14 protein-coding genes are annotated in these 14,357 nt (G+C 44.2%); 9 read left to right on the forward strand and 5 right to left on the reverse strand.

Going from position 1 to position 14,357, the window contains the following annotated elements; all coding sequences use genetic code 11:
* Positions 1–1,080, reverse strand: a complete 1,080-nt coding sequence (locus ACI2IW_RS11015; protein ID WP_404693655.1) for a DUF3025 domain-containing protein — start codon at positions 1,078–1,080, stop codon at positions 1–3.
* A 126-nt stretch (positions 1,081–1,206) separates the two neighbouring features.
* Here ACI2IW_RS11015 and ACI2IW_RS11020 point away from each other — a divergent pair, with 126 nt between their 5' ends.
* Positions 1,207–1,923 (forward strand): metal-dependent hydrolase, encoded by a 717-nt coding sequence (locus tag ACI2IW_RS11020; protein ID WP_101205981.1) that lies wholly within the window; start codon positions 1,207–1,209, stop codon positions 1,921–1,923.
* Between the two features lie 59 nt (positions 1,924–1,982).
* A complete protein-coding gene (locus tag ACI2IW_RS11025; RefSeq protein ID WP_404693656.1) occupies positions 1,983–2,558 on the forward strand; it encodes a YchJ family protein in 576 nt (191 codons plus the stop codon).
* Positions 2,559–2,582: 24 nt separating this feature from the next.
* Here ACI2IW_RS11025 and ACI2IW_RS11030 read toward each other — a convergent pair whose 3' ends face one another.
* From ACI2IW_RS11030 to ACI2IW_RS11040, 3 genes are read right to left on the reverse strand one after another with little or no spacing between them, the layout of a single operon-like run.
* A complete protein-coding gene (locus ACI2IW_RS11030) occupies positions 2,583–3,503 on the reverse strand; it encodes a class II glutamine amidotransferase (protein WP_404693657.1) in 921 nt (306 codons plus the stop codon).
* The gene (locus tag ACI2IW_RS11035) at positions 3,504–3,833 is read right to left on the reverse strand and encodes a hypothetical protein (RefSeq protein ID WP_404693658.1); all 330 of its coding nucleotides are present in this window, start codon (positions 3,831–3,833) and stop codon (positions 3,504–3,506) included.
* Between the two features lie 60 nt (positions 3,834–3,893).
* Positions 3,894–5,057 (reverse strand): homoserine kinase, encoded by a 1,164-nt coding sequence (locus ACI2IW_RS11040; RefSeq protein WP_404693659.1) that lies wholly within the window; start codon positions 5,055–5,057, stop codon positions 3,894–3,896.
* A 185-nt stretch (positions 5,058–5,242) separates the two neighbouring features.
* Here ACI2IW_RS11040 and hisF point away from each other — a divergent pair, with 185 nt between their 5' ends.
* The 7 genes from hisF to glmS all read left to right on the forward strand — a co-directional run bounded on the left by hisF (position 5,243) and on the right by glmS (position 13,010).
* The gene (gene hisF, locus ACI2IW_RS11045) at positions 5,243–6,025 is read left to right on the forward strand and encodes an imidazole glycerol phosphate synthase subunit HisF (protein ID WP_404693660.1); all 783 of its coding nucleotides are present in this window, start codon (positions 5,243–5,245) and stop codon (positions 6,023–6,025) included.
* Positions 6,026–6,210: 185 nt separating this feature from the next.
* Positions 6,211–6,729, forward strand: coding sequence for a 6,7-dimethyl-8-ribityllumazine synthase (gene ribE, locus ACI2IW_RS11050; protein ID WP_404693661.1), 519 nt, complete (start codon positions 6,211–6,213; stop codon positions 6,727–6,729).
* Between the two features lie 216 nt (positions 6,730–6,945).
* On the forward strand, positions 6,946–7,788 hold the full coding sequence (gene nusB / locus ACI2IW_RS11055; RefSeq protein WP_290177041.1) for a transcription antitermination factor NusB: 843 nt from the start codon (positions 6,946–6,948) through the stop codon (positions 7,786–7,788).
* A gap of 8 nt (positions 7,789–7,796) precedes the next feature.
* On the forward strand, positions 7,797–8,828 hold the full coding sequence (gene thiL / locus ACI2IW_RS11060; protein ID WP_404693662.1) for a thiamine-phosphate kinase: 1,032 nt from the start codon (positions 7,797–7,799) through the stop codon (positions 8,826–8,828).
* 3 nt (positions 8,829–8,831) lie between these two features.
* Complete coding sequence (locus tag ACI2IW_RS11065; RefSeq protein WP_404693663.1) at positions 8,832–9,437, forward strand: phosphatidylglycerophosphatase A; 606 nt, start codon at positions 8,832–8,834, stop codon at positions 9,435–9,437.
* Positions 9,438–9,606: 169 nt separating this feature from the next.
* Positions 9,607–10,983: a bifunctional UDP-N-acetylglucosamine diphosphorylase/glucosamine-1-phosphate N-acetyltransferase GlmU gene (gene glmU / locus ACI2IW_RS11070; protein ID WP_404693664.1), complete on the forward strand. Its 1,377-nt coding sequence runs from the start codon at positions 9,607–9,609 to the stop codon at positions 10,981–10,983.
* A gap of 182 nt (positions 10,984–11,165) precedes the next feature.
* On the forward strand, positions 11,166–13,010 hold the full coding sequence (gene glmS, locus ACI2IW_RS11075) for a glutamine--fructose-6-phosphate transaminase (isomerizing) (RefSeq protein ID WP_404693665.1): 1,845 nt from the start codon (positions 11,166–11,168) through the stop codon (positions 13,008–13,010).
* A gap of 303 nt (positions 13,011–13,313) precedes the next feature.
* Here the strand turns inward: glmS and ACI2IW_RS11080 are convergent, their stop codons facing one another.
* The gene (locus ACI2IW_RS11080; protein ID WP_404693666.1) at positions 13,314–14,315 is read right to left on the reverse strand and encodes an NAD(P)-dependent alcohol dehydrogenase; all 1,002 of its coding nucleotides are present in this window, start codon (positions 14,313–14,315) and stop codon (positions 13,314–13,316) included.
* Positions 14,316–14,357: the final 42 nt, after the last annotated feature.

Genomic DNA, 14,357 nt, shown 5'->3' on the forward strand with positions numbered 1-14,357 from the left:
TCAATTTTTATCTTTTTTACGTCGTCCACTGCGGAATACATAGTTGTCCTCATAAAAGTCAGTATCGGCATTCTCTGTCCAAAAGTGCGGCACCCCCAAAATTGGTAACGGCGCAAGCTGGCGCGGTTTGACATCATTATTTGATAATAATGTATCCATGTATTCGGCAACTTTGTCATCCAAATAGCGCATACGTTCAGCTAATGATAAGGTAAAGAATTCTTGTGCAACGTGAATGACAATGCTATGAGCGCATAGAGGTTTGCGTGGGTGTACCAACTGTTCAAGCAGGGCATGGCCAAAGATATAGACTGCGGCTTGAGCGCTGTTATCAGGCTGGGTTGGGTTGTCCCATTTAGCACGTGGTTTCACCAAACTTGCCTGCCAGTCAAAATCAACTAATGCCTTACCTATACTAGCATCTGAAGTTACTAGCACTGCGCCATTTTCATCAAAGACAGTAATAGTGTCGCGCACACGTCCTCGACGCTCACTAATACCCTGCTTTGCGATTTCTAGCATATGGTAGTAATTGAGCATAGCTTTAGTCTTCGGAAAGGTCAGCCAAATACTGCCATTAAACAAGTCATGCAAATTATCTCGCGTCGGGATGTTGCCAGTTGTGCCGATGAAATGCTCATAGGCCTCCCCTTCAGGCAATGCATTTTGAGAGACGAACTGTAGCGTCTGAGATTTGTGGTCATGAGCAGGTTTAGTATGTGGTAACGGCTGTTTCAAATGTTCAGCCTGCTGTACCATCGCCGTTTTTAAGACCTTAGCAATCGTGTCAGGCGTATTGATGTCAGAAGCATTTATATCGTGCTTATTTAGACTTTTCACATTATCCAAACTTTCTGAATCACCCAAATTACCTAAACCATCCAAGCTATTTCTCTGTGATTTCGAACGACTAAGGTGTTCAATCGTGTTGCTGATATAACTCAATTGAGTGATATGCGATAACCAAGGTACTTGCCAGTCAATGGTAGCAAAGCTGTTATCAAGCTGACCTTCTACTACAGGCAGCTGCTTAGTATGAGTATCAGAGTTAAGTGTGGCGGGTAAATCACTGGCAGGCATAGAAGCTCTCTCTTACAGGCTATCTCTATTAGACGTATGGACGGTCTATGGTATCATGGTGCGCTTTTTTACTGCTAGATACGACGCTCGAAAGGACTTTTTGAGCGCTATGGATGAATGAGTTTTATGGCAAATTTTAATACCCACTTAAATGTCGCCTTTATGGTCAGCGGCACACTGAGTTTGACGGTTTATAAAGCTGGATTGATTGATGATTCAGGGTTTTTGGTGTGCGTGGCGCTTGGTACTATCGGCGGGTTGCTGCCAGACTTGGATTCTGATAATTCAACACCGATTAAGCTCGGTTTTAATATCACCTCGTTTATATTTGCCTTTGGGCTAGTCATGCATTGGCGGAGTGATTTAAGCTTACTGGCATTGATAGTATTGTGGCTAGCAGGCTACGGTTTTATGCGTTATGTGGTTTTTCATATTTTTACTACTATGACGGTGCATCGCGGCGTCATCCACTCTGTGCCGTATATGGCAATACTGGGATTGGGTCTGACGTGCCTAAGTTACTATGGCTTGCACCTGCCACTGACGACCAGTTGGTTTTATGGTCTGTTTTTATTTGGTGGCGCGATGGTGCATTTGTCATTGGACGAGCTGTATAGCGTCAATTTGTCCAATATGAAAATGAAACGTTCATCGGGTACAGCGATGAAGTTTTATCAGCCAAAAGACAAATGGTGGTATCTGCTTTTATATACTATCCTTGCGCTACTGGTGTATGCCGCCCCACCTTTTGAGATGTTTTGGTCACGATTAAGTGATCCTTCTGCATGGGCGCAGCTCAAAGTCGGCATATTGCCAGAATTAATAAAAAGCATGCTGCAATAAAGTTATCATAAGACCACTGAGCCTAAACGAATAAGCCCAAACAAAAATTAGAGTAAAACATGCAATCTTACCCAGATACTTGCCCTTGCCAAATCAATCCAACAGCAGAGACGGCAAGCTCTGCTTTATCCTATCAAGACTGCTGCCAGCCATATCATGATGCTTTTTATAATGATGAGGTTGATAAAGCAGATGGTATAAAAGCGGAGACAGCCGAACGGCTTATGCGTACACGCTATAGTGCCTTTGCATTGGTGAAACCAGAGTATATCGTCAAGACCACAGTGCCTGCTCAGCAAGCACTATTTGATGTTGCAGCGATTGAAAGTTGGGCAAAAGAGACAGATTGGGCAGGATTAGAGATTGTAGAGCACACGCCAAAACTCGGTAAACGTCATGCACAGGTTGAGTTTAAGGCTTATTTTAAAGGTTCTGAGAAAACAACAAGTGGTTTAGCAGTAGAAGTACAAGCGCATCATGAGCTGTCCACCTTCGTAAAGGTTAAAAACAAGGCTAATAACGATGTGCGCTGGTATTTTTTAGACCCGACGGTTGCGATGACTGTCAGCCAAAAGCAACCATGTTTTTGCGGATCTGGTGAGAAGTTTAAGCGTTGTTGTGGGAGTTATATTTAAACAGTATTGGATATTCATTAACCGCTAAACACTCGCTCCAACGGCTCGTGCGATTGTAATGCCTTCATCAACCGTCAAAAACTTGCGCTGGCTTGGGCTATCTTTATAAATGACATCACCATCTTGAAAGATTAAGCATTCATTGACAGCCAATTGCTGCCATTTCTCATTTTCAGTAAGTGGCACAGTGACTAAGATAGTGACTTTATCTGTGTCTGTGGTCACATCGCCAAAGTTAATCGCCATATCATCATCAGCCAGTTTAGCTTCACCAAATGGCGCTTTACGTGTGAGATAAAACAGTAAGCTACCGGCATAAGCCAGTTGCCACCTGCCATTCGATATCAAGCAATTAAACAACCCATTGGCAGAGAGATAGCGACACTGCGTGGTCAAAAAATTAAACAGCGTTTTGTCATCAGGGCGTGACTTAAAGCTACTCTTTAGACGGTTGACCAAATAACAAAATGCCATTTCAGAGTCAGTTGAACCGACTGGCTGACAGTGTGAGGCATTGCCGTTGTCTTGTAGGCGCTGACAGCGTTTGATAAATTCGCTATTCATCTGTCCATTGTGCGCAAATACCCACTGCTCGCCCCAGACTTCACGGACGAATGGATGCGTGTTTGCCAAACAGTTCTGCCCTTGCGTCGCCTTACGAATATGCGCAATGACATTCATGGCTTTGATTGGATAGTTATTGACCAAATCAGCGACTGGCGACAGATGGCTTGGACGATTATCATGAAACAAACGCAGACCCGTTGAGTCATTTGCCGTCTCATCGTTGGTTTTGTCATTATTGCTGCATTCGCTGCGCTCAAAAAAGGCAATGCCAAAGCCATCCTCATGACTGTCCGTCATCCCGCCGCGCTTGCGAAACCCTGCAAAGCTAAAGCCAATATCCGTTGGGGTATTGCAGTTCATTCCTAAGAGTTGACACATTTAATCATTACCGCCGTTATTGTCGTCTATTATCGAGTTACCTTGAATAGGATTGCTTTGAGCAGCAGATAGCGCATCAAAGTCAGCATCACTCATTTCATCAAGCAAAGCGGCACCATCAGTTGGGATGGTATCCAAAATGCGCTGAGCTTCTGCCAGTTCAGTACTTTCTACCCAGAGAACGATACCCGAGTTCATACCTGGGATAGCGCTAAGCGGCTGCAAGGACGCGGTAATGCCGTTATTACGTAGTAGGTTGGCGTGCAGCTCACCTTGCATATTGGTATCGTAGCGCGCCAGTTTGTGCCAGTTATCAACTTGATCGGTCATGGGGTCGCCTCTAAGGTTTCGGTGCTAAAATTGGTACTAGAATAAATGAATCAGTAATGCTTAAGACAATTGATCTAGCGTATATTCTTTGATTGCAAACTCACTACTATTTAATGTTTCCTGCGCTTGCTCAGCTTGGGTAATACTGCTAAATACACCAACTATTTGATTATCTGGTTTGCTTAATAGTACAAATACGGTATTTTGCGACTTTTCAACATGCGCCCAATGGTAAGCAGCCAAACGTTTCATCAAGTCAGGGTTTTTGACCATGATGTTATCACCCGTACGACCTTCAGTACGGTTGTAGTGAATCACGTTTAGGCGTAATAACCAGAAAATCACTGCCGCCTTTGCCAGCATAACAGGTAGTGCACGGTTTTCATCGTTATTTAACGGGCGTATCGATTCATAACCTTGTAAGAACGCTGCCATTTTACTACGGTCAAAGTTAACGGATTCACCTTGTTCTGCAACGCCCCACGTGGTACAAAAATCATTGATAGTAATGGCAATATCCATCACATAGTGCTCGACACTGACTTCGGTAAAGTCCAACAGGCCCGTCAAACGCGCTTCGCCTTTTTGTAGATTCCATAAGGTATTGTCGGCAAACATATCTAAATGGCACAGGCCTTTTGGCAAGGTTGCCAGTGGTAATTCTGAATAAGAGCGCCAGATATCGCTCATCAGCTTGGCTTCGTCACTTGGCATGAACTGCATTTCACGGTCGCGCACATCTGCCCATGGGTACAAAGGCACGCCGTACTGCTCACTTGGCTGCAATGCTTGTAGCGTTTCATGCAACATTGCTAATGCCGCGCCAATGTCATGACACATCGCTTGCGTGGTTTGATCAGGATGTGAACCTGCTAAACACGGTACTAAAGTAATGGCTTTGTCTTCATAATGGATGACATAGCGCTTATCGTCGCCGTCCGTTTGCGAACCATTTGATTCGATAACGGCTAGCGGCGCAGCGACTGGTAACTTGCCATTTAATTGATTGAGGATAACGGCCATTTTTTCGATATCAGCAGGCGGACGCTCTTCAAATAAAGTAAACACGTAAGAGTATGTGCCATCTAAATCGTCAGTCGTTTGAATAAACCAGTTTGAGTTTTTAATACCTTGAGTGATCGGAATCGCGCGGGCAAACGACACGCCAAAGCTTTGGCAAAAGGCGGCAAACTGGTCATCGGTTAACTGGGTATAGACGGACATGACATCTCACTTATAGCAATTGGATAAGAAGTTAAATAGGATAAATTTATTCGGTAATGACAGCAATTGTACCGCGCATGATAAAACTATGGTGAAAAGCGTAATAATCTTGCGAAAACCTGCCTGAAATAGCAGTGATTTTGCTAGACTAGCGCCTATGAATTGATTATAAGGTGAAAGACCCTATGTTAGCAAAGCGTATCATTCCTTGCTTGGACGTTGACAATGGCCGTGTGGTCAAAGGCGTGCAATTTGTCGATATAAAAGACGCAGGCGATCCTGTCGAAGTAGCCAAACGTTACAACGAACAGGGCGCTGATGAGATTACTTTTTTGGATATTACTGCGACCAATGATGAGCGCGATACCACTTATCATACTGTTGAACGCATGGCAGAAACGGTATTCGTTCCGCTGACTGTTGGCGGCGGCGTGCGTAAAATCGCTGATATCCGCAATTTGCTCAATGCTGGCGCGGATAAAGTCGCGATTAACTCAGCAGCCGTATTTACGCCAGAGTTCGTTGGTGAAGCCGCGCAGAAATTTGGTAACCAGTGTATCGTCGTTGCTATCGATGCCAAACGTGTCGCTGATATCAATGTCGATGGTATTGTCGTGCCACGTTGGGAGATTTTCACTCATGGTGGTCGTAAGCCAACGGGTATCGATGCTGTTGTTTGGGCGAGCAAAATGGCAGAGCTGGGCGCTGGTGAATTACTGGTCACCTCGATGGACGGTGACGGTACCAAAAAAGGCTACGACTTGGCGCTCATGCAGCAAATTACGAGCCGCGTTAATGTACCAGTTATCGCTTCAGGCGGCGTCGGTAACCTACAACATTTGGCAGAAGGCATACTAGAAGGTGGCGTAGATGCCGTACTTGCCGCCAGTATTTTTCACTTCGGTGAGTACACGGTATTGGAGGCCAAAGAGTACATGGCAGCGCAAGGAATACAGATGCGTCTTTAGCACGCTCGTAATATACAAATAAAACCCAAAAAAATGCTATCATAGCGCTAACCATTTATTTTCGTTCAATTAACTAGGGCAACGCCAAAATAATAGGCGACCGAGTCGATTGAACGCATCAGACTATTTAGCTATTTATTGACGCCTATATTTCAATTGAACGCTTATTAAGCAAAGGATTTTTTATGTCGAACTTACAACAGCAGCGCAACGACGTGACTCATATCGATGGTAACCTACATCAAAACGCTGATGCTCGCATTGGTATCGTTGTTGGTCGTTTTAATGGTTTTGTCGTTGAGTCATTAGTCGATGGTGCAATCGATGCCCTACTCCGTCATGGCGTATTGGGTAGCAACATTACTGTTATTCGTGTGCCTGGCGCATTTGAGCTACCACTTGTGGCCCAACGTGCTGCTGAATCAGATCGTTTTGACGCAGTTGTGGCACTGGGTGCAATCATCCGTGGCAGCACGCCGCATTTTGATATTGTAGCTAGCGAGTCGGCCAAAGGTTTGAGCGCTGTGGCAATGGATTATAATATCCCTGTTGCTAACGGTATCATCACTACTGACAGCATCGAGCAAGCTATCGAGCGCTCTGGTACTAAAGCGGGCAACAAAGGCTCTGAAGCTGCGATGGTCGTACTAGAAATGATCGCTGTTTTGTCACAGCTAGATATTGATGATATCGATGAAGCGTAAGCTTTAAAGCTCAAATTTATTAGTTTAACTGGTGCTGCTATTTAGTAATAACAGTACCTCATAGCACTAGCCAGCTATCGAAACAATTGGCTACTTTTTGAATTTTCGCCGTATTTCTATACCCTTTAAAGATTTGAATCAGCATAGCTAAAAAACTACTTTGCTAATCTATATTTTGACTGGGTATCATCTCAAAAATTTAGGTACAGACCCCCTATGACTGACCAACTCAAGCGCGCTATTAGCGCTGCGAAAACCGCACAAGCCAATGATGGACAAGCTGAAGCTACCCGTATAGCGAGCAGTAGTGCGGGTGATCAAACATTCGATATGAGTGAGTCTTCTTACAAGACCAGTCACACTGCTATCCGTAAGGCACGTCGCTTTGCTATGCAAGGCCTATACGAATGGCTCGTTACTGATCGCCGCTTTGATGTAGATGGTAAGCTTGGCTGGAAAGCCAATGCTCCGCACGATATTGCTGCTCGCACGCGTGCAACCAATGCCATGCATACCGTCCATATCGGTTATTATCATGAAATGATGCGCGACATCCCAGAGCAAATTGAAGCTCTCGATGCGCTTATCAGTCAGCATCTCGATCGTGAGGTTGATAAGCTAGATACTGTTGAGCACGCGATCTTGTTGATTGGCGCGTATGAGTTACAAAACCGTGTAGAGATTCCTTATAAAGTCGTGCTTGATGAAGCGATGAAGCTAAATAATCACTTTGGGGCGACTGACGCTCACAAACTGATTAATGCGGTACTGGATAAAATGGCCGGTGAGCTGCGCGCTTTAGAGGTGCAAGCAGATACCAATGCCAATCTACGTACGTCACAAAAAGCGGCGGCTAAACAGTCTGAAGCAAATCCAGTCGATAGCATCGAAACTGCTGCTGAAACAGAAAGCGCGATCGTCGATGAACCGACTGCATCAAACAAACCGCGTATCAGTGCTAATAAAGCCAACGTTAAACGCAGTAGTGCTAGTAAAGCCAGTGCAAATATCAGTGACTTTAAGGCGAGCAAGAAAAACGCTAACGATACTAAAGATTAAGACTAGCCATGAACGAGTTTGAGCTGATTGAGCGTATATTCTCACAGATGCAGGCCACGCATGCACCATCAACTGGTATCGAAAAGGGTATCGGTGACGATGCAGCTGTGATGGCATTGCCAGCAGGATCACGCTTGGTTAGCTGTATTGATACATTGGTTCAAGGTCGTCACTTTCATGCTGACTGGCAAAAAGTTGATGAACTAGCATTTGCCATTGGCTATAAATCAGTGGCGGTTAATGTCTCAGACATCGCTGCTATGGGTGCATCGCCACATAGCATTATGCTAGCGTTGGCACTACCTGAACGTCTGGCAAAACACGAATGGCTTACTGAATTTGCCAAAGGGCTGTTTCATGCGTGCCAGCTGTTTGGCGTGACGCTGATAGGTGGTGATACGACTCGCAGTGAGCGCTTAGTGCTCAGTGTCAGCGCGCAGGGATTACTGGCCACAGATACACCAGCCATTTACCGCTCAGGTGCACAAGTGGGTGATAAGGTTTATGTGTCAGGCACACTTGGTGATGCCGCTTTCGCCTTAAAGTATCCTGACAGCGCACAAGGTATCGAGTTGGCGCATCGTCTACATATGCCAACGCCGCGTATTGCGCTAGGTGCAGCATTGGCAAAGATGGGTGCCACAGCGATGATAGATATCTCTGACGGCCTTTCTCAAGATCTTGGTCATATCTGTCAGCAAAGCTCTGTCGGCATGCGCATTCATTTAGATAAGCTACCGAGTAGCGAATCATTGTCTACTGTCGATTTGTCTGATCGTTTGTTAGGTCAACTAGCGGGCGGGGATGATTATGAATTGGCATTTACTTTGCCTGCTCATATCAAACCGCCTATAGGCAACACACCTGTCACTTGTATCGGCGAGGTAGTTGCACTAGCAGACCCTATAGCGACAGATACTAAGTCTTCTGATAACTCACGTCTTGAACTGTTTTATAAAAATCAGCCAGTGACGCCAACTCAGCCCGCACCGTTTGCAATATGGCCCAATCTTACTGGCTACCAACACTTTACAGGCTAATCCATGACTGATCACGACTTATCTAAGCCTGACATTCGTAAAGCAAATGACTGCCCACCATTACCGGTCGGTGCCAGTATGCTTGACCGTGTGGTTTATTGGCTTGGGCTAGGTTTAGGTAGTGGTCTGCCGCGCCGTGCACCTGGTACTTGGGGTACCGTTGGTGGGCTGATTGTGGGCGTGCCCCTCATGAGTCTAGGTTTTATTCCTTTTTTACTGCTGACTATTTTATCTTGTTTGGTTGGTATCTGGATCTGTGGGCGTACTTCTGAATTAATGCAGGTGCATGATGATCCACATATTGTGTGGGATGAATGGGCAGGCATGTGGATTACCTTATTACCGTTATCTTACATTTTGTCTTATTTATTTCCTAAGCCTGAAAACACATTGTCGTTAATGATGATGCCTATGTTTTGGGGCTGGCTACCGACCGCCTTTATCCTATTTCGCGTATTTGATATCTTGAAGCCGCCACCGATTGGCTGGGCAGACAAAAAAGTTGCTGGCGGTCTTGGGGTAATGTTAGATGATATTATTGCAGGCATCATGGCAGCGGTCATTTGGTTGGTTATTTACATCATTGTGATGATGTTCATGTCTTTTTGATATTAGCGCACAGAAATATTTACTACAGTTTTAGCTGTCTTATATATTTGATTTTACTTACTTAAGTTATTGGTATTCAAATTACAAAGCCTGCACATCACAGCGTTTTTATAAATGAACATTTGCGCTATAATCCAATATTATATTTTGTTACATTTGTGAGCCTATTATGACATCTCCTCTTTCTGTGATTATTTTAGCTGCCGGTAAAGGCACACGTATGCAGTCGGCAAAGCCAAAGGTATTGCAGACATTGGCTGGGAAGTCTTTATTAGGCCACGTGCTAGATACTTGTCATCAGCTAACTGTTGATGAAACCATCATTGTTCATGGCTTTGGTGGTGATCAAGTAAAGTCAGAAATTACCAATCAATATACACAAGCATCGATTACTTGGGTTGCTCAAACTGAGCAATTGGGAACTGGCCATGCGGTCAAGGTGACACTGTCTGATTTACCTAAGTCAGGACAAAGTCTTATTCTTTACGGTGATGTACCATTGGTCAGCTGTGAGACACTAACAGCATTAAAAACTGCCAATACTGATGGTATGTCGATGCTGACGCTGACAGTCGATAATCCATTTGGCTTGGGTCGTATTAAACGCGACCAAGCGGGTAATATTGAAGCCATCGTTGAGCAAAAAGATGCCAATGCTGAAGAGCAAAGCATTAAAGAAATTAACAGCGGTATTTACTGTGTCGACAATGCGCTACTGCACAAATATTTGCCTGAGCTCTCTAACGATAATGTACAACAAGAATATTATCTGACGGATATCGTTAAAATGGCAGTCGCCGATGGTATTACTATCGCGGCGATTGAGCCTGAGCATACGTTTGAGATTGAAGGAGTTAATAATCGTCAACAGCTTGCTAGTCTAGAACGCACTTGGCAGCGCAAGCTAGTTGCTGACTTACAAGAAGCTGGCATACAGTTTGCCGACCCTACTCGTGTCGATATTCGTGGTACATTAACCGCTGGTCAAGATGTGTTTATTGACGTTAATGTGGTATTTGAAGGTGACTGTACCTTAGGTGACAACGTCTATATCGAAGCGGGCTGTGTTATCAAAAATGCCAAGATTGGGAATGCTTGCTATATCAAACCTTACTGTGTGATCGATCACGCTGATATCGGTGCTGGTGTTGATATCGGGCCTTTTGCGCACTTGCGTCCTGATACCGTACTATCTGATAACAGCAAAGTTGGTAATTTTGTCGAAATTAAGAAATCCACTATTGGTCAAGGCAGTAAAGTAAATCACTTAAGCTATGTCGGTGATGCAACTGTCGGTACAGGCGTGAATATCGGCGCTGGTGTCATTACTTGTAACTATGACGGTGCCAATAAATCGCAAACCATCATTGAAGACAATGCGTTTATCGGCTCTAATGCTAGCTTAGTCGCGCCAGTGACGATTGGGAATACAGCGACCGTTGCCGCTGGTTCTGTGATTACCAAAGATGTTGATAGTAGTGCATTGGCATTTGGTCGTGCGCGTCAGGTACAAAAAAATGACTTTCAACGACCAACTAAAAAATAATTGCTCATTGGTGTTTTAGCCAACCTCAGTCATTTTTGAACCAATTTAAGCAGTGCGGCAATTTTTGTGGTACTGCTTCACTATATTTGTCATTTGATGATTCATCATTAATGACCAACCAAATTTTTTGGTCTTGCACCATTATATATTGAACTACTAAAAATCGAATCTAAGGAATAGCCATGTGTGGAATTGTAGGCGCCGTTGCTGAGCGAAATATCGCTAATATCTTACTTGAAGGCCTAAAGCGTTTAGAATATCGCGGCTATGACTCAGCTGGCCTGACGGTTATTCGTGATGGTGAACTACACCGTGAGCGCCAAGTAGGTAAAGTACAGGCACTGGTTAATGCCGTCGCTATCAATCCAGAGTTTTTTGATGGTCATATTGGTATTGCTCATACGCGCTGGGCAACTCATGGTGAGCCAGCACAGCGTAATGCGCATCCACACGTATCAGGCAAAATTGCAGTCGTACATAACGGTATCGTCGAAAACTACGCTGAACTAAAAGAAGAACTAATAGCCAAAGGCTACGTGTTTACTTCACAGACAGATACTGAAGTTGTGGCGCATCTAATCCATGATATCTACAAAAAAACGCCTGACTTGTTGGAAGCGGTCCGCACCATTATCCCGTTACTGCACGGTGCTTTTGCATTGGGTATTGTACACGTAGACTGCCCTGATGAGCTTATTACTGTACGTCTAGGCTCACCTTTAGTTATTGGTGTCGGTATCGGTGAGAACTTTATCGCGTCAGATCAGTTGGCGTTGCTGCCAGTGACTAACCGCTTTATGTACCTAGAAGAAGGTGATATCGCCAAATTAACTCGCAATAGCATTCAGGTTTATGCAGATGGTGTTGAAGTCCAACGTCAGATACATGAAATTGATGCAACCCAGCACAATGCTGATAAAGGCGAATTCAAACACTATATGCTCAAAGAAATTTACGAGCAGCCAGATGCCGTCGCTCGTACGATAGAGATGGCTTTGGACAATGGTGAAACGACTCAACTACGCGACGATTTTTTACAGCGTCATGAGACACTGTTGGCAGGTATTCGTCATGTACAAGTGATTGCTTGTGGTACCAGTTATCACGCTGGTATGGTCGCAAAATACTGGTTTGAGAGCCTTATTCGTATACCTTGCTCGGTCGAGGTTGCCAGCGAATTCCGCTATCGTAATCCTGTTGTCGTCGATAATACTTTGGTCATCTGTATTTCGCAATCTGGTGAAACGGCAGACACCTTATCAGCATTACGTGATATCCAAAAGCAAACGCCAACAGGCTTAGTCAGCTTGGCATTATGTAATGTACCGACGTCATCGTTGGTACGTGAAACAGACATCTTCTTGCCAACGTTGGCAGGACCTGAGATTGGCGTCGCCTCTACCAAAGCATTTACCACTCAGCTTGTGGCATTGATATTGTTGATATTAAAAGTTGGTGTCACGCAGAAACGCATGACTGACAAACACTTAAATACGTTATTAAGTGAGTTACATCAATTACCAGGACAACTCTACGCCAGCTTAAACCTTGATGCTCCTATCAAGACCATGAGTGAAAGCTTTGAAGATAAGAAAAGCTGTCTATTTTTAGGTCGCGGGCTACAGTTCCCGATTGCGCTAGAAGGAGCCTTAAAGCTAAAAGAAATTTCTTACATTCATGCCGAAGGTTATGCAGCAGGTGAACTCAAACACGGTCCATTAGCATTGGTCGATAAAGACATGCCCATCGTTGTATTGGCGCCCAAAGACAGTATGTTTGATAAATTAAAAGCCAACATGCAAGAAGTGCATGCGCGTCATGGTGAGCTATTTGTATTCGCTAGCGAAGCCAGTCAAATGGTCGCTGAAGATAGACTACACTTAGTATATGTACCCGATGTTTGCGAGACGCTTGCCCCTATCGTCTACAGCGTGCCTGTGCAGCTGTTGTCATACCATGTAGCAGTAATGCGTGGCACAGATGTCGACCAGCCACGCAATTTGGCAAAATCAGTCACGGTAGAATAAGCAAAATTACTCTACGACAGCTCTGAAAAGACAATTATTTCCCCCTGCTATTGTGAACTCAGTAACAGGGGGTTTTTATAATTTTAAAACGACCTACCAGCAGTTTAGAAAAAAGTAGTAATAATTGTCTGAGCAAAAACTAAATAAAAATACTTAGACCCAGTTCCAAATAGTTCGCATATATTAAAAACTGGTGAAAAGTAGAATTACGATACAAAAAAATAGTGACACTCTATCTATTAATTAGAGTATCACTATTATTGTGCTTATTTGGTGGCTACATTTAGTTGCCTGTAACGACGTTTAGTCTCTTTCTAGCACCACTCTATAGCGAGCATTACCACTCTCTAATCGCTCAAACGCTTCATTAATCTCAGACATTTTGTATGTTTCAGTGACTGGCTGAATATTATGGCGAGCAGCAAAATCTAGCATTTTACGCAGCGTCGCTGGTGAGCCAACTGGCGAGCCTGATAGACTGTTCTGAGCCATAATCATTGGTGCAGCCGATATCTCTAATGGCGCTTCTAACAGTCCAACAAAATGTAGCTTACCTTTTGGTCTTAGTGTCTTGATCACGACGTCCCAGTTCATATCGACGTTTACTGTTGAGATGATTAGATCGAAAGAACCTGCGGCTTTTTCAATTTCGCTATCGTCTCTTGAGTTTAGTGAATGATGAGCGCCCATCTCTTTTGCTTCTTCCATTTTTGATTCACTGGTAAATGCCGTCACTTCACAGCCCCACGCGTTGGCAAATTGCAATGCCAAATGACCCAAGCCACCAATACCAATTACAGCTACTCTAGAAGTTGGTTTGATGTCGTACTGCATAAGTGGGTTAAACACTGTGACACCGCCACATAACAGTGGTCCTACCGCGTTAAAATCAAGCCCTTCAGGTATCTTGATGACACTAGTATCTTTTGCGCGTACTTTATCTGCAAAGCCGCCATGATTACCAATAATCGTACCTTCTTGCTCAGGGCATAGGTTGTGGTCTCCATCAATGCATAGATCGCAGACGTTACAGTATCCTTTATGCCAGCCAAGGCCGACTTTATCGCCCAATTCTAGATGCTTGACGTGCTTGCCCTTATTAAGGACTTTACCTGCAACCTCATGTCCACCGACAAACGGATATTGGGTCATACCCCATTCGTTTTGCCACATTGATAAATCACTATGGCAGATGCCGCAGCTATGTAATTCGATTTCTACTTCGTGATCGCCTAGAGCGCCTGGGTCATATTCATAAGGCACAAATTTGCCACCTTTCTCTTTTGCTGCATATGCGTTAATCATAGTTATTCCTTATTTTCTAGTTTTTTTAGAGGTTAGTTTATA

This window comes from Psychrobacter sp. NPDC078501, from assembly GCF_044900935.1.
Classification (GTDB): Bacteria; Pseudomonadota; Gammaproteobacteria; order Pseudomonadales; family Moraxellaceae; genus Psychrobacter.